The sequence below is a fragment of the Parabacteroides sp. PF5-6 genome, from assembly GCF_029504695.1.
Classification (GTDB): Bacteria; Bacteroidota; Bacteroidia; order Bacteroidales; family Tannerellaceae; genus QVMG01.
In genome coordinates this window covers 50,461-76,444 of sequence record NZ_JAQFIN010000008.1, presented here as the reverse complement: position 1 = coordinate 76,444, position 25,984 = coordinate 50,461, and the positions used below count along the sequence as shown (strand labels likewise).

General features: G+C 50.5%; 13 protein-coding genes. 9 read left to right on the top strand and 4 right to left on the bottom strand.

Annotated elements, in window-relative coordinates; genetic code table 11:
• Window positions 1–30 precede the first annotated feature (30 nt).
• Entirely contained in the window at window positions 31–654 is a 624-nt protein-coding gene (locus M2133_RS10775; RefSeq protein ID WP_277466133.1) for a cyclodeaminase/cyclohydrolase family protein, read from the top strand.
• A gap of 83 nt (window positions 655–737) precedes the next feature.
• Window positions 738–2,231, top strand: a complete 1,494-nt coding sequence (hutH, locus tag M2133_RS10770) for a histidine ammonia-lyase (protein ID WP_277466132.1) — start codon at window positions 738–740, stop codon at window positions 2,229–2,231.
• Window positions 2,232–2,408: 177 nt separating this feature from the next.
• Here the strand turns inward: hutH and M2133_RS10765 are convergent, their stop codons facing one another.
• Window positions 2,409–3,515: an Mrp/NBP35 family ATP-binding protein gene (locus M2133_RS10765; RefSeq protein WP_277466131.1), complete on the bottom strand. Its 1,107-nt coding sequence runs from the start codon at window positions 3,513–3,515 to the stop codon at window positions 2,409–2,411.
• Between the two features lie 16 nt (window positions 3,516–3,531).
• Window positions 3,532–4,290, bottom strand: coding sequence for a tRNA (guanosine(46)-N7)-methyltransferase TrmB (trmB, locus tag M2133_RS10760; RefSeq protein WP_277466130.1), 759 nt, complete (start codon window positions 4,288–4,290; stop codon window positions 3,532–3,534).
• A 258-nt stretch (window positions 4,291–4,548) separates the two neighbouring features.
• Between trmB and M2133_RS10755 the strand changes: the two genes are divergently transcribed.
• Complete coding sequence (locus tag M2133_RS10755; RefSeq protein WP_277466129.1) at window positions 4,549–7,938, top strand: GLUG motif-containing protein; 3,390 nt, start codon at window positions 4,549–4,551, stop codon at window positions 7,936–7,938.
• 268 nt (window positions 7,939–8,206) lie between these two features.
• Window positions 8,207–9,793 carry a hypothetical protein gene (locus M2133_RS10750; protein ID WP_277466128.1) on the top strand — a complete coding sequence of 529 codons (1,587 nt, stop codon included), beginning with the start codon at window positions 8,207–8,209 and terminating at the stop codon, window positions 9,791–9,793.
• A 101-nt stretch (window positions 9,794–9,894) separates the two neighbouring features.
• Here M2133_RS10750 and M2133_RS10745 read toward each other — a convergent pair whose 3' ends face one another.
• On the bottom strand, window positions 9,895–10,278 hold the full coding sequence (locus tag M2133_RS10745) for a hypothetical protein (protein ID WP_277466127.1): 384 nt from the start codon (window positions 10,276–10,278) through the stop codon (window positions 9,895–9,897).
• A 138-nt stretch (window positions 10,279–10,416) separates the two neighbouring features.
• On the opposite strand from M2133_RS10745, the gene M2133_RS10740 reads away from it, so the two are divergent.
• The gene (locus M2133_RS10740) at window positions 10,417–11,007 is read left to right on the top strand and encodes a LemA family protein (protein WP_277466126.1); all 591 of its coding nucleotides are present in this window, start codon (window positions 10,417–10,419) and stop codon (window positions 11,005–11,007) included.
• Window positions 11,007–11,963: a TPM domain-containing protein gene (locus M2133_RS10735; RefSeq protein ID WP_277466125.1), complete on the top strand. Its 957-nt coding sequence runs from the start codon at window positions 11,007–11,009 to the stop codon at window positions 11,961–11,963. Before M2133_RS10740 ends, M2133_RS10735 begins: the two co-directional genes overlap by 1 nt.
• A 614-nt stretch (window positions 11,964–12,577) precedes the next feature.
• On the opposite strand, the gene M2133_RS10730 is transcribed toward M2133_RS10735, so the two are convergent.
• The gene (locus tag M2133_RS10730) at window positions 12,578–13,996 is read right to left on the bottom strand and encodes an MFS transporter (RefSeq protein ID WP_277466124.1); all 1,419 of its coding nucleotides are present in this window, start codon (window positions 13,994–13,996) and stop codon (window positions 12,578–12,580) included.
• A gap of 162 nt (window positions 13,997–14,158) precedes the next feature.
• Between M2133_RS10730 and M2133_RS10725 the strand changes: the two genes are divergently transcribed.
• From M2133_RS10725 to M2133_RS10715, 3 genes are all read left to right on the top strand, one after another.
• On the top strand, window positions 14,159–16,858 hold the full coding sequence (locus tag M2133_RS10725) for a prolyl oligopeptidase family serine peptidase (protein WP_277466123.1): 2,700 nt from the start codon (window positions 14,159–14,161) through the stop codon (window positions 16,856–16,858).
• A 19-nt stretch (window positions 16,859–16,877) separates the two neighbouring features.
• The gene (locus M2133_RS10720; protein ID WP_277466122.1) at window positions 16,878–18,818 is read left to right on the top strand and encodes an AraC family transcriptional regulator; all 1,941 of its coding nucleotides are present in this window, start codon (window positions 16,878–16,880) and stop codon (window positions 18,816–18,818) included.
• Between the two features lie 172 nt (window positions 18,819–18,990).
• Window positions 18,991–25,983 (top strand): Ig-like domain-containing protein, encoded by a 6,993-nt coding sequence (locus tag M2133_RS10715; RefSeq protein ID WP_277466121.1) that lies wholly within the window; start codon window positions 18,991–18,993, stop codon window positions 25,981–25,983.
• The last annotated feature ends 1 nt before the right edge of the window (window position 25,984 follow it).

Sequence of the window (25,984 nt, the reverse complement as noted above, 5' to 3'; positions counted from 1 at the left end):
ACATTAATAATTAATCATTATAAAAAGACCATGTTAGTAGACTTGACAATCAAAGACTTTCTGGCTGAAACAGCCTCGAACACTCCTGTCCCGGGCGGGGGAAGTATCGCCGCCCTGAATGGCGCTATCGCAACCGCATTGACGGAGATGGTGGCCAACCTGACGATCGGCAAGAAGAAGTACGCCGAATACGAAGGGCAGATGCAGGCTATCGCCGTGGAAGCGGCAGCCATCCGGCAGAAGTTCATTACCTATATCGATAAGGATAGTGATGCCTACAACCGGGTATTCAATGCCTTCAAGCTTCCCAAGGAGACCGAGGAAGAAATCGCCCGGCGCAGCCAGGAGATCCAGGATGCCACCAAAGAAGCTGCCGACGTGCCCATGCGCGTAGCCGAAGAGATGGCCGAGGTGATGGAAACGGTGATTTACGTCGCCCATAAAGGCAACCAGAATGCCGTGACCGATGCCTGCGTGGCGATGATGTCTGCCCGTAACTGCGTCCTGGGCGCTCTGTTGAACGTGCGCATCAACCTGTCCTCCATCAAAGACGAGGCCTACGTGAAGCGCATGACCGAGAAGGCCGACCACCTCGAAGCCGAAGCTATCCGGATTGAAAAGAAACTACTGGATTGGGTTAAAACACAACTTTAAATTAATTATGAATGATGAATTATGAGAAGAAGGAGATAACCCTGTTCTCATAATTCATAATTCATAATTCATAATTCAAGAAAATGAGAAATAACGTGTATTACGTCGGCTCGGAGCCGCTTACCTTTGAAGGGATAGAGCGGATCCTGAGCTCAAATATGAAGTTAGAACTGAGTCAGGAAGTGCAGGAACGCATCCAGCGTTGCCGCAACTACCTGGATCAGAAGATCGAGCAGGCAGACCGTCCGCTCTATGGCATTACGACCGGGTTCGGTTCGCTTTGCAATAAAAGTATCTCGCCGGATGAATTGAGTACGTTGCAGGAGAACCTGGTGAAGAGCCATGCCTGCAGTGTGGGCGATGAAGTAAGTCCGGTGATTGTTCGCCTGATGATGCTGTTGAAAGCGCAGGCCTTGTCTTTGGGACATAGCGGCGTGCAGGTGATCACCGTACAGCGGATCCTGGATTTCTTCAATAACGATATCCTGCCGATCGTGTACGACCGTGGCTCGTTAGGGGCATCGGGTGATCTGGCGCCGCTGGCGAACCTGTTCCTGCCACTGATCGGAGTAGGGGATGTGTATTACAAAGGAAAGAAACGGGAGGCGATCGCCGTATTGGATGAGTTCGCCTGGAAACCGGTGAAGCTAAAGAGTAAAGAAGGGCTGGCACTCCTGAACGGCACACAGTTTATGAGTGCTAACGGGGTATTTGCTTTGCTTCGCGCCTTCAATATCTCCAAGCGCGCCGACCTGATCGCTGCGTTATCGCTGGAAGCTTTCGACGGCTTGCTCGATCCGTTTATGGATTGCCTGCAACAGATCCGTCCGCATCAGGGACAGATCGAGACCGGCGCGGAGTTCCGTCGCCTGTTGGAAGGCAGCGAATTGATCGCCCGGAAGAAAGAGCATGTACAGGATCCCTATTCGTTCCGTTGTATCCCGCAGGTGCACGGCGCGACCAAGGATGCGATCCGGTATGTCTCCGGTGTCTTACTGACCGAGATCAATTCGGTGACCGACAACCCGACGATCTTCCCCGAAGAAGACAAGATCCTCTCCGGAGGAAACTTCCATGGCCAACCTTTGGCACTGGCGTATGATTATCTGGCGATTGCTCTGGCCGAGCTGGGTAATATCTCCGAACGCCGCGTGGCACAGTTGATCATGGGCTTGCGTGGCTTGCCCGAGTTCCTGGTGGCCAATCCGGGCTTGAACTCCGGCTTTATGATCCCGCAATACGCTTCGGCAAGCATGGTGAGCCAGAATAAGATGTATTGCTTCCCGGCGAGTTGCGATTCGATCGTGTCGAGCAACGGGCAGGAAGACCATGTCAGCATGGGCGCCAATGCCGCCACGAAGCTATTCAAGATCATGGATAACCTGGATCATATCCTGGCCGTCGAGTTGATGAATGCCGCACAGGGCATCGACTTCCGCCGTCCGGCAAAGACCTCCCCGATCCTGGAGAAATTCCTCAAAGACTTCCGCAAAGAAGTCCCTTTCGTTGAAGACGACATCATCATGTACACGGAGATTCACAGGGCGGTGGCGTTTTTACGGAGGTATATGATTTAAGGAGCTTAAAGAGCCTAAGGGGCTTAAGGCTTAAAGCTTAAGGAGCCTAAGGGCTTAAGGGCCAAGGGGCTTAAAGGACTTAAGGGGTTTAAGGGGAATAAGGCATTAAACCCCTTAAGCCCCTTAGACCCCTTAAGCCCCTTAGACCCCTTAAGCCCCTTAGACCCCTTACTCCCCTTAGCCCTTAATCTGTACCCTCGCCGTCGGGGGGAGTTCTTCTTCTCTCTTTTGGATCTGAAGGGTGACAGCTTCTGCCAGAGACCGGAAGGCTTGTCCGGTGATTGAGTCGGGGTTGAGGGCGACGGGGGCGCCGTTGTCGCCGCCTTCGCAGATACTTTGAACGATGGGGATTTGTCCCAGAAGAGGGACTTGCAGTTCTTCTGCCAGGCGCTTGCCACCTTCTTTGCCGAAGAGGTAATACTTATTTTGCGGCAGTTCGGCAGGGGTGAACCACGCCATATTCTCGATCAAGCCCAGGACGGGTACGTTGATCTTATCGCTCTGGAACATACTGATTCCTTTGCGGGCATCGGCCAGGGCGACTTCCTGGGGCGTGGTGACGACCACCGCGCCGGTGATTGCCAACGTCTGTACCATTGTCAGGTGGATATCGCTCGTGCCGGGCGGGAGGTCGATCAGGAAATAATCCAGTTCGCCCCAGTTGGCATCCGCAATCAGTTGCTTCAAGGCGTTGCTCGCCATCGCTCCGCGCCAGAGTACGGCATCTTCTTTGTTGACAAAGAAGCCGATGGAGAGCAGTTTGACACCATAGTTCTCCGCCGGTTCGATCAGTTCACGGCCGCCGACTTCCACCATCGTCGGGCGGGCCTCTTCGACACGGAACATCTTCGGCTGCGAAGGACCGAAGATATCAGCATCCAACAACCCGACCTGATAACCCAGACCGGCCAAAGCCACCGCCAGGTTTGCCGCCACGGTGCTCTTGCCGACTCCCCCTTTACCGGAAGAGACAGCGATGATATGTTTCACCTGCGGCAGGAGCTTGTCCGGCTCCGGCCGCGGCGCCTGCTTGCTGACGGCCCGGATATTGCCTTTGATCTCCACTTCGGGACCTACATAGGTGAGGATCGCCGTTTCGGCCGCCTTAACGACCGACTTGATAAACGGATCGTTCGGCTTCTCAAAGAGCAAGGAGAAACTTACTTTATTACCGTCGATACGGATATCGTCTTCTACCATGCCGGCGGATACCAGGTCTTTGCCTGTGCCGGGATAACGCACTTTCGATAGTGCTTCTTCTATAAGTTTGGGATATATTGCCATATTGTTAACGTTTGTTCTATTTTCCTGAGGCTAACGCGCTTCTCTTACTGCGATTGAAACTCCGGTAGGCATCGTATTCGATCTCTACTTCGGGTTCGATCAGCGTTTCTCTTTCTTCACAAACAAATTTGATGTACTTAATGTTTAAGCCGCGCTCCAGCCACTGCTGTTCGTAATAGGTCTGGATGGAGAGGATCTCGTCCACCAGGTCGGAATGATAGAGATCGTCGGTCTCGAAGAGCACAGGGTAAGCGTTGGCTTTCACCATCTCCCGCGTATAGGTGTACATGAAATTACTGTCGCTCTTCAGGTGGATGATGCCCTCGGGAACGAGGATCTGGCGGTAGAGCTGCATGAAACGGGTAGAGGTCAGGCGTTTGTTTACCTTCTTCATCTGCGGATCGGGGAAGGTCAGCCAGATCTCACTCACCTCGCCGGGCGCGAAGAACCGGTTGATCAGTTCGATACTCGTGCGCAGGAACGCCACATTGTTCATGCCCTTTTCTTGCGATTCTTTGGCACCGCTCCACATCCGCGCGCCTTTGATATCTACTCCGATAAAATTCTTTTCCGGGAACAGCTTCCCCAGCCCGACGGTGTACTCCCCTTTGCCGCAGCCCAGCTCCAATACGATCGGATGGTCGTTCTTAAAGAACTGTTCACCCCAATACCCTTTCATCTCAAACCCCTTTTCTTCTAAGGCCGCGAAAGGATATTGAAAGACATGCGGATACTCCTCCATGTCTGCAAACTTGGATAATTTATTCTTTCCCATACTGCAAAGGTAATGGCTTTCACTCGCTTTGTTGGCATGAAAAGGGAGCTTTTTGACTTTTTGCCGTTCTTCGCCCCTCCTTGCCGAGGATTGATACATTCTTGCCGAGGATTGGAACATCTTTGCCGAGGATTGAGACAATATTCTGCGGTTGATCCCTTACTTTTGCCGCCCAAGAAAAGAATCAGGGATGACCCTCCTGCAATCCGGACTCCTCCCGAGTCGCGCCAAATGACTAATAGACAAAAGAAGTAACAAATGAATGTAAAGAATATGACGCAAAAACTATTATTTATCGCAATCGCCTGGATGGCGATCAGTATGCAATTATCCGCGCAGTTCGCCGGAGGAAAAGGGATCGAAGGTGATCCTTTCCTGATCGAGAATGCCTCCCAACTCCATCAAGTGCGCGAAGACCTGACGGCTCATTATAAGCTGAACAGCGATATCGATCTCGAAGAATTCCTCTCGCCGGCCGGTGCTGGGTATAACGCCGGCCAGGGCTGGGAGCCTATCGGCAAGGGTTGGAGGACAGGTTTCAAAGGTCTCTTCGACGGGGGCGCGCATAAAATCTTAAACCTTTGGATCAACCGGCCGGGAGATGAGAATATCGGTCTTTTCGGTGCCATTGATTCCGGGGGAGGGGTTCTGGATCTGACCCTCGAATTAGCCGCATCGGAAGATCAACCGGCCATAAGGGGTGAAAAATATGTCGGTGGCTTGGCAGGGGCGAACTATGGAGAGATCACGGCTTGCCATGTCTCCGGCACGCTGACGGCAGGGATATATCTCGGTGGCGTCGTAGGGAGTAACGCTGGCCGCATGACTACGACTACGTTCTCCGGAACAGTGATGTCTACCGATCTGTATGTCGGCGGGCTGGCCGGATCAAACAGCTTTTCTATTTCCTCTTGTAGCGCCCAGGGACAAGTAATAACAAATGGGGAATCCCCAATCATCGGCGGTTTAGTCGGTGCGAATGGAACAAATGCTGAAATTACCCACAGCTATGCCTCCACTACGGTAGAGACCGACAGCAACTCCGCCCGGGCAGGCGGTCTGGTCGGACGCAATGATGGCATACTCACCTCTTGTTACGCCACCGGCGCGGTCACAGCCACCGGCAACCATAGCTATGTCGGCGGTTTGATCGGAAACGATGAAGAGAATGGCGTGCTCACGACCTGTTACGCCACCGGCGCGGTGACGGCCAATGGACCGAGTAGCTCTGCCGGCGGTTTGATCGGGGTATCCGAAGGTACAATCTCCAATTGTTATTCCACCGGAGCGGTGACGGCGGAGAATAAATATTGCCAGGTGGGCGGTTTGATCGGTTTTATGAGTGGTATGCTTACGGATTCATACAGTCTTTCACTGGTAAAAGGGAACGCGGAGGCTTATGTCGGGGGATTAGTGGGTGTATTGTATAAACAATCAAACCAACCCGCCCCCATACCCACCGGCTGTTTCTACTTTAAGGAAGAGCGGACCAACAAAGGCTTATGGGGTATTGCCACCATCAAAGAAATTCCGGTGAATCACGGTGTGTACACTCCTTTTACGGACGAAGCGCCCGGTCTGTCTCCGTTGACCGCTGCCGAGATGACCGACAAAACGCATTTCGCGGATTGGGACTTCTCTACGGTATGGACCCTGTACTCCGAAGAGAACTCTCCTTCTTTTATCGGACAGCAGGAGAACTTCCCGGTGCCGGTAGTTCTCCCCTGGTTTCCCAATAAAGGCTCGGATACAGATCCTTACCTGATCTATACCGCCGAGGACCTGGCGGCGTTACGGTATTACCTGAACGAGAAAGGCGAAGACAAGTATTTCTCTCTGGAGGAAGATATCGACCTCGAAGAATTCCTGTCGGAGAACGGTGACGGTTATAACGCCGGCCAGGGTTGGGCACCCATCGGTCCCCAGTCTGACAACTGCTTTCGAGGCACCTTCCGGGGGAATGGGAGAACCATCCGTAACCTTTGGATCAACCGGCCGGAAGAGAATCAAATCGGTCTTTTTGGCGTGATCGCTTTAGAGGGAAAGATTGAAGAGCTGACCCTCGAACTGGCCGTGTCGGCCGACAACGCAGCCCTCACAGGCAAACAGTATGTCGGCGGGTTGGTCGGAACGAATGAGGGCACAATCACCTCCTGCCGCGTGTCCGGGGTGTTGGCGGCAAAGAAGTATATCGGTGGGCTGGCCGGAACGAATGAGGGCACCCTCCTCTCCGGTTCTTTCTCCGGAACAGTGAAGGCTGCGGGTATGTATGCCGGTGGACTGGCCGGCGTAAATGCGGGCGCGATGATCGCGTGTGTTGCCGAAGGCAAGGTGACGGCAGATGGGATACAACCGATTATCGGTGGCTTAGCCGGTTCGAATGAAAAGGAGAGTGTGATTACAAAGAGTGCGGCTACCGTAACGGTAGAGACCGAAAATGTCACGGCTAAGGCAGGAGGTTTGATCGGGCGTAACTACGGGACAATAACCTCGAGCTACGCCATGGGCCCGGTCACGGCGAACGGTGAAGACAGCATGGTGGGCGGCCTGATCGGCTACGACACGGGTGCCGTCAGCTCTTGTTACGCCATGGGGGCGGTTGCCGCAAACGGTGCAGGCAGCTCGGTTGGTGGTCTGATCGGGCTATCCCAAGGCATCCTCTCCACCTGTTATGCCACGGGCACGGTCACGGCAGAAGGGACTGGAAGCCAGGTGGGCGGTTTGATCGGTTTCCTGGACGGAAAGATCAGGGATTCATACAGCCTTTCGCTTGTGGCGGGAAATGCGGACGCGGGTTCTTCTATCGGTGGTTTGATCGGTGTGTTATTTGAAAACGCCGACCAACCCGTACCGGCCGCCGGCTGTTTCTATCTCAAGCAAGAAGGGGCGAACAAGAGATTATGGGGCATTGCTGCCACCATGCAAATCGAGGAGGAAGGGATGGCGGATCTTTATACGCTTTTGACGGACGAATATGCCGGCGTCTCTCCGTTGAACAGCTCCCGGATGCTCAGCCAAAAGAGCTTCACGCACTGGAATTTCGAGAATGTATGGACCATTGCCGGAGGGCAGACCGCTCCTTACTTCCCCTGGCAACCGGAACCTTATCCGGTGCCGGCCGGAGAGGAAGAGAAAGAGAACCAGGTTACGCATACGATCACGCTGGTGGTGGATCCTGCCATCGCGTGCAACTACGCCGCGGGCCTATTCACCGTTGCCGAAGGGGATCATCTCTTCCTGCAATTCGCACCCGAAGATCTGACGCGGACAGCGACCGATCTGCTTTTATTGATCGACGGCATAGAGACCCCGTTTCAAGCCTCTGCCGACGGACATGGCGGTAGCTATATCTTAAGCCCCATCACGCGTGATCATACGATCGAGATCCGCCTGCGGGAAGACCTCGAGCCGGTCGAGCCGACCGATCCGACGGGTACGTTCACGCCCGAAGCGGCCGTACGCGTCTACGCCCGCGACGGACGGCTGACGATCGAAACGCCCCACCGGGTGTCCGCGGCGGTATATGCCCTGACCGGCCAATGTTTACACCGCCAGAAGGTATGCGGCACAGCCACCTTTGCCTGCCCGGCCGGCGTTTATGTGGTGCGCCTGGGCCAAACGACTTATAAGGTAAGTATCGGCAGATAGAAAAACAGGGTTATACAAACCTTGTTTTTCTTCCCCGTCGAAATCTGTGACATCTTTTTCGAGATTTGAGACACCCCCGTCGAGATCTGTGACATCTCTCTCTTTTTTTGTCTCTACTTTTGCTCTTCAGCAGGGGGGAGCATACCTATCGGATTGTATCCCCCGGGGAGTAGAGAGAGGCAAAAAATGATATAGAAACATATAACCGTTATATAGGTCATGTGCTGTCGGGAGTGAAGCACGTATTCATTAATTAAAATGTCAACAGATGAAAAGAGTATTATTTTATGTATTCATGCCCCTGTTCTTGTGCGGCTTCGCGATGGAAGCCTTAGGGGAGACGCGGGAATATATCGCGAGCGAAAAAGCGGTGTTGGAAACCTTCTTGAACTACGAGGAGATAAATAAAACCAACTATGCGCGTTTGGGATATAGTTACATCGAAGCGTTTTGGGATGACCCCAAGAACGGGATAGTCACCGATGAGAACAACTATATCATCGAGATAAACTGGAATTATGAAGACTACGACCCCAGTGTGAAATTGCGTGGAGAGATCGATCTTACCGGGTTTGTGGAACTGCAAAAGCTCTACCTTCACAGCAATGAGATTCATGCGCTGGAAGTGAATGGCCTGGCAAATCTTCAGGAACTCTATTGCGGCGACAATCAACTGCAAACACTGGATCTGTCGGGGCTGAGCGAACTGCTGAAGCTCTACTGTTTCGGTAACCCACTGCAAACGCTGGACCTGTCGCACTTGTCCCGGTTGACAGAATTATCCTGTAGCGACAACCAGCTCTCCACACTGGATGTATCGCCACTTACCCGGCTGGAAAAACTCTATTGCGGCGACAACCAACTGCAAACACTGGATCTGTCAGGCTTAGCCCATTTGGAAGTGCTCAGTTGCGGTGCGAACGAAATCGAAACCCTCATTTTCCCGGAGGCAACGGTATTGAAAGAACTTCAATGCGAGGACAATAAACTGCAAACGCTGGACCCTTCGGTCTGTGCCGGCTTAACCTATTTTTATTGTGTCCGCAACTATATCCCTTTCTCCCATCTGACGCAGTTGTTGGATGCCTTACCCGAAAACTGTATGACGAATTATTCCGGCCAGCGGATGTCGATGGAAGTCTGGCCCGGTCAGCGGCTTACGCTTGCCGACCTGGGGCTTTCGCTTGGCCAGGGCGTAAAATACGGCCAGGCGGCATGGCCTACGGAAGATTGGCCCGGCGCATACACCGTGCCGACGGATGAAGACGAGGTCGAACTGCGGTTTACCTTCAGTAATTACGCTGACTTTGACCTTGGCCCCCTTTCCTATACCCTTTTGGCCACGCTGCCTGTACCTCCGGTTACCTCTGTCTATCACACCATCGACCTGACGGTAGGCGAAGGAATTGACGCGAGCTACCCTACGGGCCTTTACACGGTCGCCCAGGGCGACCACTTCTTCTTGCAGTTCCTGCCCCAAGACCGGAAGCTGACGGCGCGAAACGTGATATTGCTTGTTGATGGAGTCGATACCGCGTTTAAAGCCTCGGGCAGTGGCTTCTATTATAGCTATATCCTAAACCCCATTGAAAAAGATCACAACCTGGAGGTGCGTCTGCGGAAGACTCACCCGACCACCGGTATGTCGACACTCGATGCCGCCGTACGCGTCTACACCCGTGACGGCCAGCTGGCGATCGAAACACCTACCCGGATGCCCGCGACAGTCTACACCCTGACCGGCCAGTTGTTGCGCCACCAGATGATACAGGGAACAGCCACCTTCGCTTTGCCCGCCGGTATATATATGGTACATGTGGGCGAAACGACCTACAAAGTTAGCGTCGGCAGATAGCCCCTATTTAAGCATAAAAAAGCCGGCGGCCTTTCCCAAAAGGCTGCCGGCTTTTCCCAAAAGGCCGCCGGCCTTTTTCAAAAGGCTGCCGGCCTTTTCTTTTATTTGACGCGCGTCATCTCGATGGGAAATTCGAACGAGTCGGTTTCGACCGTGCAGATGATCTTGTCGCCCTCTAATTCAAAGGCGAGGCCGAAGCCATAGCCCTCTAAATCCATGTCGGCATAAAACTTACCGTTGGCATTCGGGCGGAAAGCCGAGCTACTCACTCCGGGGTTGTCGCCTACCTGCATCAAGGCTTTCACCTGATTGTCTTTTTCGGCGATGGTGCAGATCCCATCATAACTTTCCCCCGTATTGGGGTTCTCCAAAACATAACTCCATTTGCCCAGGATTTCTTTGGGCACGGTTTTCTCCTGTGCGAACAGAGTTGTACTACAAGCCATGAATAATATGGCGCAAACAAACTTAATGGTGGTTTTCATGCGTTTAACTATTAAATTAGTGAATACGCGGTAAAGATAAAAAAGTATTGCAATCATTCGAATGAATGCGACAGAAATGTGTCGTGAATTGTTTTTTTCGTAGTTTTGTCTGATCGTTTAATTTAACAGCCATAGAAAATGTCGAAGAAACTTTTATGGATCGCAATACCGATTATTCTGGTCGTTGTGGTTTTTGTGTGGGTCAAAGGAGTGTACAATGCGATGGTCACGCAGGACGAGCAGGTGAAGACTGCCTGGAGCCAGGTGGAGAACCAATACCAGCGCCGGTTGGATCTGATCCCCAACCTGGTGAATACCGTCAAAGGTTATGCCACCCATGAACAGTCTACCTTGCAAGGCGTGATCGAAGCCCGGTCGAAAGCTTCGCAAACGAATATCAATCCGGAGAACCTGACGCCGGAAGCGCTGCAGCAGTTTCAGTCGACCCAGTCGGAACTGAGCTCTGCCCTTTCCCGCCTGATGGTGGTGGTCGAGCGTTATCCCGACCTGAAAGCCAACCAGAACTTCCTGGAGCTGCAGGCGCAACTGGAGGGTACGGAAAACCGGATCGCTGTCGAGCGTCAGCGTTTCAACGAGACGGCACAAGGTTATAACACCTATATCCGCCGTTTCCCCAACAATATCTTTTCCGGCATGTTCGGCTTCTTCCCCAAAGCCTATTTCACGGCAGAGAGCGGAGCGGAACGCGCGCCAAAGGTGGAGTTCTAATGCATCAAACGAAGGTACTACTCTGGCTTTTATTTCTTCTGTTGTTGCCCGTCAATCGGGCGACCGGGGCGGAGTACAAGCTGAAGACCATTCCCAACACCCGCCTTACGGATCGGAATAACCACGTGAGCAATCCCGACGGGATCCTGCTCCCGGCGGATGTGTTGTATATCAATCAGGCGCTTCAGCTACTGGAAGACAGCCTGGGCATCGAGGTGGCGGTGGTCGCTGTCGAGAGTATCGGGCAGAACGATGCCCGCCAGTTTGCCACCGACTTATTCCAACTTTGGGGACTGGGCAAAGCGAAAGAAGACAACGGCTTACTGATCCAATTGATCACCGAACCCACGCAGCGATCCATTGTGTTCGAAACGGGCTACGGCCTGGAAGGGGTATTGCCCGACGCGATCTGTTACCGCATCCAGCAAAACTATATGATCGCCGAGCTGCGCGCGGGAAACTATAGCGCGGGCCTGTTGAACGGCGTGATGGCCGTAAAGGATTACCTGTTGGCCAGTGATTACGAACGGGTGCAGATGGTCGGTGCGGAGGAAGGAGAGGATGCGGTTCCTTTTTATATCTTTCTACTGATCACGGCCGGTTTCCCGTTATTGATCCTGGTGGTTTCCGTCTGGGCTTACAAATACAAACACCGGAAAAGGATCTGTCCGAACTGCGGGCAGAAAACGTTCGCCTACGTCCGGCGCGAGATCGTGACGCAAGCCTCCTACCGGGCGGAAGGCCTGGCGGTCGATATCTACCGATGCACCCACTGCGGCCATACCGACCGCAAAAACCATATCCTCAGTAAGCTACACCAAAGTACCGGCCCGGTCATCATCGGCTCCGGCGGCAGCTTCGGTAGTGGTGGTGGCGGCAGCTTCGGCGGCGGCTTCGGCGGCGGCTCCTGGGGCGGCGGCAGCTCCGGCGGGGGTGGGTCGATTAGTCGGTTTTAGGCTTTGACGTCCTTATTCAATATTCCGCACATTGCACTTTCAAATCGTTTGAAATGTGAAGATTTTTGAAGCCGCGGATCACACGGATTATGTATTTTGTTTGTGGATACTAAAACTATCCTGGCTCCTTGCCTGGCCCTCCCACCACCCCGTCACGCCTTTGGCGCGCCACCCCTCCTCAGGCAGGAGGGGAGTTGGGGACCGCTGCTTGCAGCGGTGGAGTGGTTGTTCCTATTTAGGAATTTTTGGTATATAGCCACCTTACAAAGACAACCTCTCCACCACCGCAAGCGGCGGTCCCCCTCTCCTGTCCAGGAGAGGAGCTTAGATACTACTGGTTAATATGCAAAACCTGACTCATAGCAGATCATTTAATCAGCAAAATCAGAGTTCAGAAACCTTCAAATCTTCTTCCATACAAATGGATTTCGCGGATTTGTAACCCATTGAAAATAAGTCGTTAATATTTTCTTCAGAAACTACCGGTAGTTTGCGAACAAAATACCGGTAGTTTGTCGACAAAATATTAGTAGTTCGCGCGCAAACTACCGGTAGTTTGAAAAAGGGAGCTGTGGTAGGTTGCAAATCGAGTGAGATGGGAAGATCCTTCCCCCTTAATCCGACAACATCCGATCATAGAAATAAAGCGCTACAGCAGCAGCCATGCCGATGGCGAAGAGCACCATCCAGAGGTCGGAGGGGCTGTAGGTCTCCCATAAGAGGTTGGTCAGTTCGCGGGGGGTGAGGCTGACCTGGCGGGCCACTTCATCGAAGTAGGCGCTGGTGGATAGGCCTTCCTGTATCTGCAAACCTTTCTCGGAAACGAAACGTTCGGTGATCGTTACCTTATCCGACATCCGTTGATAGACAACCCCGGAGATGATACCGGCCAGGATGTTCCCGATAAAGACCGGGATAAACGAATAACCCATATAGAGCGCTTTCTTATCGGCAGGTGCGATGCGTCCGATATATTCCGTGATCTTGGGCGATCCGGCCATCTCGCCCAAAGCGAAGATCAGGATCGCAACGATCGTGAACAATACATTCTGGGAAACCAAAGTCAGCGACATGCCGATCGAGCAAACCAAGAAACCCGACATCATCGACTTCAACGGCTTCAGGCGCATGACGATCGAAGAGACAATAACCTGGAACAGGATGATATACATCGCGTCGAAGTTGGTCACAAACTCCGCGTCGAGCTCGCCGGGCGCCGGACTGTAGTTCGCGCTGATAAACGGAATATACTGATCGAAGAAATAGTACAACACGCTGGTATCCACCCATTGCGCGATAAAGACCGGAAGGGTGAAGAACAGTTGGTGATACATCGTCCAGAAACCGGCGACGATCAGGAGGAACACCAAGAACTTCAGGTCGGCGAAGATGCTGACCATATTCTTGAATATCGTACCGAATGTTTGCCACAGCGAACTTTCTTTTTCCACCTCTTTCCGCCCGGGTTCCTTGTAGAACAACAAGAGAATGAAATTGATCATAATGATACCCGCCGACACATAAAAGATCAGGTGGGAAGTGCCTTTGAACAACAGGGTCACCATCGGGCCGAAGAAAGCGCCGATATTCACCATCATATAAAAGATACCGAAGCCGATCGACGAAGTCTCGTCGGTCGTCGTCTTGGCAATCGTTGCGGAGATGACCGGTTTGAACAATGCCGCCCCCACAGCGAGGTAAAGATAGATCAGGAATACGGCGGTGAAGGTCGAGAACAACGGGAACAGGATAAACGCCGAAGCATAGATAATAAACGCCAGGGAGAGCACTTTCTTGTACCCGTAACGGTCGGCGATGGCGCCCGTCAGTACCGGCAGGAAGTAGAGGATGCCTGTGCCGACCCCCATGATAATCCCTTTTTGACTTTGTGAAAACTCCAATCCTCCCATATCGGAAGATCCGGTCAGATAATTGGCAAACAGCATAAAGAAGCCGTACCAGGCCCACCGCTCGAACAGTTCGATGGTGTTCGCCACCCAAAAGGTGCGCGGGAATTTATTAAATATGCTCATTCGAATGAAGTAATTAGATTTAATTAGTGTGGTAAAGATACACGATCTGGCTTTAATAACAAATGCTGCCCTGCTTTTTTGCGGAAAGAACCGGTTTTGTTAGGCTATTTGGGCAGAAAATGCTAAAATTGCACTTTCATTCCATTACTAAATGCTAAAGATATGACACTTCTTCGAAAAATCACTCTGTTTGTTTGTTTGGGCTTGCTTTTCCCTGTTTTCCTGGTTGCGCAACGAAGTTTTACGGTAGACGATCTGGTCCAATGGAAACGGATCACCGAACGGGCGCTTTCGAACGACGGGAAATGGGTGGTGGCGACCGTTGCTCCCTGGGAAGGCGATATGACGGTCCGCCTGTATAATGCCAAAGGGGAAGAGGTTGGCACGTATGCACCGGCCGAGAAACCGGCGTTCAGCTTTTCTTCTGCCTATTTATTGGTGACGAAAACGACACCGAAAACGGTGTTAGACTCGTTGAAGATCGCCAAGACCAAAAAAGACAAGATGCCATTGAACAGCCTCGTCATTCGGCATTTGGCAGGTGGTGAAGAGGTGATCGACTCCGTGAAGTCATATCGCCTGGCGGAAGAGGCAGATTGGATCGCTTACCAGCGGGGACAGAAAGATTCGACCTTGATCGTTCGTTCACTCGATGGACATCAATCGTACACCTATCCGGCCGTATCGGAATTCCAGTTTGCCCGGAAGAGCGGCGTGTTATATTATGTATCGAAAGGCGACACGCTGGGTGTCAAAGCCGGGATCTATACCTTTGATCCGCAGGCGGGTATTTCGCATTTGGTGAAAGAAGGAGAAGGCGTGTTCAAGCAGATGGCGCTTACCGAAAAAGGCGATCGCCTGGCTTTCCTCTATGCCGCGGAGAAAGATTCCACTTGGCATGCCATGGACCTGTGGATGGCGGAAGGCGGCCGTCCGGCGGAACGGCTTGCCGACCGTTCGAACCCGGCGTTTCCCGCCGGTTGGGTGATCAGTGAAAACGGGAGACTCAGTTTCTCGAAAGCAGGCGACCGCCTTTTCTTCGGTACGGCTCCCGAACCGAAACAGAAAGATACGACCCGATTGGCCGACGACTGGCCCCATGTGCAGGTGTGGAGCTGGAACGAACCGGTGCAGTACACCGTGCAAAACTTCAATAAAGAGCGCGACCTGAAGAAAAGCTTTCAGGCCGTCTACAACCTGAACCATCGGAGAATCATCCAACTGGCGAATGAAGAGACACCGGATATCGCTCTGCCCGAAAAAGGAGATATCGCTCTGCTCTTTAACTCCCGGCCGTATTCGCTCTCTTCGATGTGGGAATACCGCAGCCGCCAGGATATTTATACGGTCTCGTTGGAGACCGGCGAACGCAAGCTGTTGAAAGAAGCGGATTTTGCCATGCCGCGGATCTCGCCGGCCGGTAAGTATGCCGCCTGGTATCAATCGACCGATAGCTGCTGGTACACGATGGATCTGGCCAAAGGCGAGACCTATCGGCTGACCACGCCCCAGTCGTTCCCCGCCTGGGATGAAGATAACGATACACCCGATTACCCCCGTGCGCATGGCCTGGCCGGTTGGACGGAAGAGGATAAACAATTACTTATCTATGACCGTTATGATATCTGGCGCTTTGACCCGCAAGGGAAAGCGGCTCCGGTGAACCTGACAGTCAACGGACGGAAAGAACAGACGCAGTATCGTCTGTTGCGGCTCGATCCGGAAGAGCGATTTATCGATACGTCCAAGAATCAGCTATTGAGCGGATTCAACGAAACGACGAAAGGCTCGGGGTATTATGAGGTGAAACTTACTTCGCCTGCAACTCCGAAGACCTTGCTTGCCGGTAACTTTATGTTGCGTATGCCAACAAAAGCAAAGAATGCGGATGCGATCGTGTACACTACGGAAACATTCGAACAGTATCCCGAACTGTACCTGACCAACCGTTCGTTCAAGAAAGCGATACAGCTGACCCACGAAGGCGAACAGCAGAAAGCGTTCAAATGGGGGACGGCCGAATTGGTTTCCTGGATCTCTATGGATGGCAAACGGCTCGAAGGCGTGGTGTATAAACCGGCCGACTTCGATCCGAACAAGAAATACCCGTTGATCGTCAATTTCTATGAGCGCAATGCGGAGACATATTACAATTACCGGATGCCGGATGCGCATCGCTCGACGATCGACTACCGTTTGTACAACAGCCACGACTATATCATCTTTAACCCGGATGTGGTCTATAGTGTTGGTCAACCGGGCGCGGACTGCTATAACGCGGTCATGCCGGGCATCTCTGCCTTGCTTCAACAGGGCTATATCGACGAGAAAGCGATCGGCGCGCAAGGACATAGCTGGGGCGCCTATCAGGTGGCTTACCTGGCGACGCGCACCAATCTCTTTGCCGCCATCGAATCGGGTGCGCCGGTAGTCAATATGTTCAGTGCGTATGGCGGGATCCGTTGGGGAACGGGGCTGGCGCGTTCGTTCCAGTACGAACATACGCAGAGCCGTATTGGCGGAACGCCCTGGACGGCCTACCGGGAGTTTGTCGAAAGCTCTCCGCTCTTTGCCATGGACAAAGTCGAGACCCCGATCCTGATTATGCATAACGATAACGACGGCCATGTGCCCTGGTACCAGGGAATCGAATACTTCGTGGCGTTGAAACGTTTGCAGAAACCCGCTTGGCTGTTGAACTACCCGGGCGAGATCCACTGGCCGATGAAGATGGCCAACCGGATCGACTTCCAGAAACGTATGTTCCAGTTCTTCGATCACTACCTCAAAGGCTCGCCTATGCCCCGCTGGATGGAAGAAGGACTGCCGGCGGTCGAGCAGGATTTTGAGCTGGGGTATTAGGGTTTGAATCGAAAAAAATATGTTTGGAAAAATTACTTTACACGTCCTGTTTTATGTAATCATTCTCTGGGTTTGCACTCCATTGTCGGCCGAGACCTCTATTCCTCCCGTACCGGAACGTTTCTCCGATCGGTATTGGGAAGATGAGAAGCGCTTGTGGCTGAACAGTGAAGGCGAAGGAGCCGACTCTGTGTTTTATGCCCATGATGGAGTGATGTATTATTATAATCTGGATTCACTCTGCTACCGGATAGCTACCTGTAAGCCGGAGGAAATTGCCGAGGAACTCTGGTTTTTCTATTTTATCGTGGATTTCTATGGACCGGCCAGGCGGGAGATCGACCGGGTAAAAATCGTAAAAGCAATCGACCGCTATCATAGTGAAGCGCTAAAAGCCGAATTGGATGTGTTCGATTTGTATATCTTCTTTCGCTCTCCACTTACCGAAGAGACCTGGGAGAGGGCTTGGGCGCTTATCGAGAAGTACGAACACAAACACGACCTGCAGACGAAGCTCCGCCTGATGCAACGGGTATTATACTTCTGCAGTGGATTCCCGACCAACCTGGTGTCGGAACGGATCGGGAAAGATAAACTACCAGTGATCAAACTATTCACTGAGATTCTGGCAACAGTGGGGCGCCTGGAAGCGAAAGGCGAATATTATTTGATTGAGCCCGGTCACTTCTACCGGCATATCGGACTGATTTATTATAATTTCCGGTTCTACGACAAAGCGGTTCCGCTGTTATGGAAAACCTTGGATCGGCCTGTCGGACATTTCTACAACCGAAATATCATGATTGCCCGGGATTACCTGGGCGATTATTACCGGAATGTGGGCGACTACGCACTCTCCGATTCGCTTTACCTCTCCATGCTCGAAAGCCCGGAGAATGTATTGGCCCGGAATACATACGACGCGGTGGCGATCGGCGGCTTGGCCGCCAACGCCAACCTGCGCGAAGAGAAAAACCGGGCAATGGACTTGTATGCCCAGGCGTTGTCGCTTGCCCTACGGGTGAAAGACTTCCCCCTGGCAGGCGGATATGCCGTTCAGTTGGCCCGCCTCTTCCTGGAAAAGGAAGAATTGCAACGCACCCGCGAACTGCTCGAACAGGCACGCGACTATCTGACCGCCGGCGGACTACCCATCCGGAACTGGGAGGTGTATTATACCTTGAACCGCGATTATTACCTGAAAACAAAACAGGCGGATATCGCTTCCCTTTATATCGATTCCATCGCTACTATACAGGCGGAGAAAGAAGAGATCTACAACTCCCAACTCCTGAACTACGCGGAGCAAAAGAACTATGAAGAAGAGAATGGAAAGAAAGAAGAGCAATTGCAAAAGCAAAAGACCTGGATAATGCATATCTCGCGAGGCTTATTCTGCTCGTTTCTGCTGCTGGCGATCGTCCTGATTCTTTACCACCGGCAACGAAGGAAAAACTACGCCCTCTTCCAGAAAATCATGGAGCAGGATGCCGAAAAGCGGGAAAAGGAAAAAGCCTTTATTGCGGATGATATACAGCAACTCCTGCCGGATACTGCCGAAGGGGATCCGACTGCGCTAACCGAGGAAGGGCCTACCCAGCTGGCCCGTCAACGTAAGTTATTCATCTCCCTGCGCGATTACTTACTGACCGACCGTAACTTTGCCCGGGCCGATATCGATGTGCCAACGCTTATCACCGAACTGTCGACCAACCGAAGCTATCTTTTCGGAGCGATCAAAACACTTACCGGTAATACCTTGCAGGAGTACATCAATCACCTCCGGCTCGAGGAAGCCAAAAAACTACTTGAAAATACCGATGATTCGATTGAAGAAATCGCACTGATGTGCGGATACAATACCGTGCGCACATTCTACCGCCTATTCCATTCCCATTACAACATAAGCCCCGCCGCTTATCGCCGAATGTTTCATCAACAGAAGGAATTGATCGGATAAACCGCTCTTTTTTACTATTTGTCATATCAAATATACGATTTGTCATCTTTGGCTTTGAAGGGCAATGTTATATTTGCTCCCGACAGGAATCTCCGTATACCAGAAGAAGATTCGGAAGAAATAACCGTGAGTGAATATTACTGCATTTATACATCCTTTAAATACGATTTATATGAAACAATCTTTTACACGATGGAGCTTACTCCTTGTTTTATTCGTGTTGAGTAAATCCATAGCTTTTGCTCAACTGGAACCCAATCCTCATCTGGTCGCAGAGGATATCATTACTTTTGCAGAAGGCGCAGTCGACCCGAACAATCCCGATATCTGGGTGATTGATATGGGAGATCCGGCGGAGCTCGGTGGTAAAATCTCTATTCAGCTGAAACGGGAGAAAGGATTGGGAGCGGATTACGCGGTAACCTTGGACGCGCATCTTCGTTGTGGCAATGATGGATCTTTTCGTGAGGTCGGTAGGAGGGCTGATAAAGAAATCCGATTTGGCGCCGGCGAGACAACTGCTACGTTAGAATTAGATATTCCGAACTCTAACATAGATGGAGCTTTGGAGGTTGCTTTTGTCTATTTCTCATCCTGTAATCGAACGAAAATAGCTCAATCACTTCTTCAACTCAATTTCACCCCTACTGGTTCAGTAGCGGCGGCGCGCACAAGCGAAAACGTTAGTGCTACTGTCGCCCCCGCATTGGTCGTTGGGCAATATCTTATATTCCGTACCTCCTTCAGCGGGCATGTTGCGATTGAAAGCGATCAAACGCTTCGACTGAAAGAATGGCGTGGAACGACTTTGGATGATGCGGTGGAGAGCGATGAGATCGCATTGACACCGATCCGGGTGGGGAAAACGAGTAGGAAGAGTTTCTACCTGCATAAATTGACGGAAGAAATGACGCTTGCCGGTAAGAACACCGAGGGTGGCAGGCCTGCTCCCTCTTATAACTATCAGCTTATCGGAATAGATAAGCTGAAAGATGCAGTTAAAAATGATACTTATACGGGAGTATTTCCAGAATACATTCTTGAGAAAGATGCCCTTTTACTTTCGGATTCAGGTACTCTTTTCTTCCAGGCTCCTCCCCGGATTGAAAGCGTGGAGGTGTCCAAAAGTTCTTACTTAGGCTACGAACTGGGAAAGATCACAGTCCATATTCCCAATATGGACTATTACATCAGGCATAATCTTCGGGCTAGCCTGCAAGACGCATTAGATAATATCAGCATAACCCTGTTTGGGATGGAATATACCTTTAAAGAAGAAGGCTGGAATCCGGACACCAAAGAAGCAACGCTTCTCTTCGATGTGCCGGTGAATACCAGTGAGGCCGATTCGACTGTCTTCGCGGAGATTAAAGTATGGACACTCAAACGGGTGGAAGGCCTGTATTATGGCGACTATGTCTATCCTTACGGTGCTTATACCTCTTTTACCCATGCCCGGGGAACAGTGGATTTTGAACACCCGATAGAATCGATCGAAGTGAGAGGATTGCCGGAAAATAATCTGATTTTCAAAGCGAACGACTATTCGGATTACCCTACCTACCAGTTAAGAGCCGTTGTCTCTCCCGAAGGAGCCATGTGTGGAGGGAAATGGACAAGCTCGAATACGGAAGTGGCGACGATTGATGAAAATACAGGATTACTGCAACCGAACAACAAAGCGACTGGAGTAACGACTATCCGATTTACCAGTAACGAAGTGGCCCGGCGCGCCGAATTGAAATTAGACCCCAACGATGAGGTCTTGATCCGGGAGTTTCGTGTTGTTGTCGGAGGGGTTGCGCCCAAGATTAGTGTTTCACCCAAGAATCATCCGTACGAAGAGAAGACAGTGATCGACTTTTATCATAACTTCCAGGTTGCGGGCTGGAGCCCTACTAAAGCAGAAATAATTATTTATGATGAAGATGATAATGAGAAAAAGAAAGTGACCATAGGGGCAGACGATGAAGGCTTTTCGGGCAGAGTTTTCCAATATGACTTTCCGTATGATGGCGATTTACTCAAAAAATATTCTTCTAAGGATGAAAACGGCAATTACAAACCGGTGTATAAGGTGTCTTTTGAGGTTGAGTTGGAGAATAATCAAAAAATAATGCCAAATAGAACACGTTCTGCTGTATATCCGGTTTATGTCTTATACCCGGTTAAGCCAAGGATCCGAATCGCTGAAGAAAATTTGCAGGAGTTTTATGGTGAAGGCAAAAACAGCGTTACTTATGAGGTCGGCTGGTTGGATTCGAAAGGCGATTTCGAATTTGAATATATTGTAACTGGCTATACAGCAAGTAACGTAAATGAATTTGGAGTTGTAACCTCTTGGTCGTCATCGGAAATCGGTGAAGGAAAGATCAATGGATCTGAAGCAACGACAGAGCCTGAAGCCGATGGCTTGTCCCGAATCGGAATGTTCACTGTAGAGTATTCCCCTAATGAGCCTTCGACCGAATACGATTATACGGAGATTCAAATCAAAGTGACTAATCCGAAGGGTTATATCCTGTATTCCCATACCACGCAGATAAAGAGTAAAAAGACCGAGCAGTTGCTTGAATCCTTTAAATCCTTCAACTCAAACGAATTTAAAAACAATTGGGATGACGTAGCTGGCGGGATTGATGCCAGTCAATTGAGCACTTATCTGGAGGATAACTATGATAGCGATGCTCTTTATGACTATCTCGCGAAAAACTGGCCCTCCAAGATGTTCCATTTCTCTTATCCGAAATCTTGGGGAATGGCCACGTTGACTTTGGACGACGGCAGTGACACGCCTTACTCTTATGGGGTGAATCATGTCAGTACTTTCCGTGTGGATTATCCGTTAAAGGGAGGCGAGCAAACGTTGACACTCAGCTGGGAAGGCAAAGATTCCAAGAGTTATAAATATAATTTTGCTGATATTGAGAACAAGCTTTATGGTTATTACCTTACCGGATACAACTCCAACAACTTCGTATACGTGGAATATACAAACGGCAAAGGAGAGACGAAAAGCCGTGAGGTGACTTGTGGAAACGGTTATCTCTGCCTCTATGAGCCGGATGGCGTGCAAGGATCCATTGCTCTTTGGGGAGTAATCACGGGAGATGATTTAGTTTACGCCACCATCACGGATGTCAAGCCACTTGGGCACGGAAGCGTTTTCAAATCGACCGGCTCATTCGATAAGATGATCAGTAATTCCAAAACGCTAGTGAGACGTCCCGACTATGTTATCCGGTTGTATGATGCTTCGGGAAAAGTGATAACCTCTCCGGCAACGATCCATTATATGACTCTCGATAAAAATGGCGAGGTTGTTGGGGAACCCGGAACGGTTGATTCCTCCAAAGATAATAAATACTCGTTTTTCTTGGACTTACATAAATCCATACCATACAACAGCACTTTTACGCAGTATGTGGAAATCCTGGTAGACGGTTATCAGCCTCAGTTGTTGGTTGTCAAACGGTCGGATGGCTATCGAGCGAATGTGATATTGAAAGGAACAGAACGCTTAGACAAGCATGCCAATGCGATACTGACTGAAAACAATGAAAAGAAATCCCTGCAAAACTACTCGCTGGATGATGTGGTTAGCTATACCGACGAAGCGAAGAATACCTTCTTGACAGCCTGGCTCCCATTAACAAAAGGAGGAACGACTAATCTTACCAGCTATAGATTGTCCAATACTAAAAATTTGCTCAATAACCAAAAGTCCGTAGCGATTAGCCGAATAATTGAAAGCGAAAATTTTAAATATGATTATGCGGAATTAACCTTCAATATAGATAATTATATCAATCGCCAAGGTCAAGCTCAGCTTGCCGTTTGGAATAATTCGAATTTTAATAGTAAAACTATCCTTCCCATCCTGAAGAACACGACTTTCGATCCTAACGCTTTAGCCAAACAGCTGGCCTTGCCTTTGGACGAAGGCGGATCGATCGATGACCTGAGCGATGTCGATGCCGGTGAGGACTTCAAGGAATCGTTCGATAATTTTGATATGACTATGCCTTCTACACTACCCGTTACTTTACAAATCGTTAAAGAAGGCGATGAATTCATCGTCAGAGGTATTTACAGTCACAATTTTATTCCCGGAGGTAAGGTTGCTGATCAAATCGCATTGGCAGCCGACTTTGAAGCTTTGTTTAATGAAATCAGCAGCCAGCTCAGTGAAGGAAAGAGCTACGAGGGGACAAACAGCTACTTCTCCGCCGGTGCTTTTCTTGGATTCAAAGGATTCCTGGCAGGAAAAGCCGTGTATAACCCGAATAACTCAGAAGCCTCGTTGCAACTTGATTTTGTAGATATCGGAGTTAAGGCGGAAATGTCGGCCAGCTTCCACTCCACATTCTCTCTCATTGTAGTGTTTGGAGTTGGCGTTGACGGCGAATTGTCAGCCGAACTGAAGTTGGCCAAACCCTCTGCGCAGGAAATGCAGGATGCTGCGAATCCTATCAAGGTCAATCTGGTATTGACCAATAAGCTGGAGTTGGATCTCTACGCGAAGTTGGGTTTCGGTGTGAATTTATTAATTGCGGAGGCTTCTGCCGGTGTGCAAGGCGGGGGTGGAGGATCCCACGTACAACAAATCATCTTTAAACCGTATAACGCAGGTAAATCTCAGGTAGGCTTCAAAACCAATCTACGCGCTTACATTATCCTGTGGGCTCAGAAGCGTTTCCTTTTCTGGACGGATAGAAAGGTAAAGGAGTTAGCCAACTGGAATAAAGAATTCTATTTCCCGGACAACGCGAACAATCCGCTGAAAACCGCCACCAGGTCTTTCTCTCGTGTAGGAGACGTGTTTACTCGTGCCGAGATACAGGGACTTACCTCTCTTGTCGAGGATGTCGAGTCAAATGCAAACCCGCAATATGTCGGTACAGATGGAACGTTTGTCTATACTGCGATTAATGATCCGAAAGACTACAACGACGATCGGATTATGGTGTATTCTAATAATTCTGCCAAGGAATTCGATGAAGACGATGAAGACGTGGATACTCCGGCCTATAACTTATCCGCGGCTTCTCAGGGGACGAACTCTCTGGTCGCTTACGAAGAGTTGAGCGGTCTCTTCGACCCGAATGATCTGGAAGACATGACCGATAGAGAACTGATCCAGATCTATACTTCGCAGATCGATATTATCGCATCGCTGAATGGAGACAAATTCAATTTATCAGAAAACGATATGGCGAATATGAAACCTAAGGCGGCGATAAATGGGACGCATGCCGGTGTGGTCTGGTCGAGAGGTTCGTTGGATGTCGATGACGAGATGGAGATCTCCCTAAACGGGCATCTGGTGATGTCGCGCTATGACGGTACGGAATGGAAGAAATACGAATTGTTGCCGATCAATGAATTGAATAAGGTAGGAGCTTACTCGATTGCGATGGCAGCGAATGGAATAGCCCTGATCGCCATTGAAAAGATTGAAAATGAAGAAGCATACATTCAGTTGATTTCCGTAACACCGGAAGGAGAGGTTACAGTTGTCGATACCGGTAAAAAAGGACATGGTCCGAATATCAAAACATTAGGCGAGAACTTTATCCTTTCTTACCTCACGGCCAAAAGTGCGGAGACGGCGGAAGAAGATATCTACTTCGCCCTGATCGGCAAAGATGGAAAGCCTGCCGGAATCTCCGGATTTGGCGGATTATCAAATAAGATCCCGCAGAACTATCAGTTGATTGTGGCTGAAAACGCAACTAAGCTCTCGGATGTCTCTGTGCTTTGGAATGAATCAAAAATCAACCAGCAAACAGATCAGATCGAATCGGCTATCTTTGCCGCGAAGTTGGGAACAAATAATGAGCAATTCTACACCTCTCAACCGACTAAGGTGTTCGATATCCCCAAAGATGTACGGGTACATTCGTACGACGGATACGTAGAGGATAATACCCTCAAAGCGGTTGCCTGCCTGGGTAATGATAATCTGGGTGCTTCGATTGTGGAAGCTGAAATTGACTATGCCAATAGTGTAACCCTGCTGGCAGAGCATTTCCCATACTCGAATATCCTTCCCGAAGCAGCAGTGAAGGTTGGCTTTAGTATCGGTAACGACGGATACCTGCCGGTTAAGGCCGTAAAGGTGAAGATTGGCGAAGCTGATGAACAGGTAGTGGAAGCGATGGCTATGCCCCGCTATTCCAGTGATCTTCAGGTCGGCTATACGATTCCGGCTTCTTTAGGAACAGTCGATTATGCGATTATTCCGGTGTTTGACGATGGAACAGATAGTGGTTTAGAGGGAGAATCCTGTACGGGAAGCTTTGACCTGAGTACAATCGATCTGGGAGTGAAACGGCTGAGTACGAATACGCTGGCAGATAAAACAACCGTACTATTGGAAGTGGCCAATAATACTCCGTTCCCACTGACGGGTGATGAAGAGATAACCCTCGGCTTGTATACCGATATCCGGGGCGAAGAGCTTTATTCGGGGACAAGTGTACAAGTGCTTTCCGCTGAGGAGTTATATGCTGACAATGAAAATCTAAGCGTAGTTATTCCCCTGACGTTTGACCAACCCAAAGAATCGCTCTCGCTCTACGCCATCGTGAAGACCGCGGAGGTGAGAGATCTGAATACCCTGGACAACAGCGCCATTATTCCTCTCTTTGTCGATACGAAGTCGGATCCGGACGCGACCTATTATACGGTGAGCATTCCCGAAGTGGAAGGGGTGAAGATCGATCCGTCGAAGGATGCGGTGGTGCAGGAGAACGGTTCGCTGACGGTGACTGTCACTGCGCTGGAAGGCTATAATCTTCAGAATATGGTGTTCTATGTCAACGGCGTAGAGAAGGCACCGGATAAGGTGTTGGCGGATGGAAGTATGCAGTTCACGATCAGTCCGATCACCGGCGATGTGACCCTTACGATCACCGGAGTCAACAAAGGAACGGTGAGCAATATCGTATTGATCGACGGCCTGAAGATGTACACGGAACCCGGCTATCTGGTGATCGAGAATACGCTGGTGAGCGACAGTCCGGAGAATATCGTGATCTACAATGTGCAAGGGAAACTGCTGGTCAAACAGGACCTGCCGACGGGTGTCAGTCGTATCCCGATGGATAGCGGTGTCTACCTGATTGTTATAAAGGATAAGTCGTACAAAGTATATATCTAAT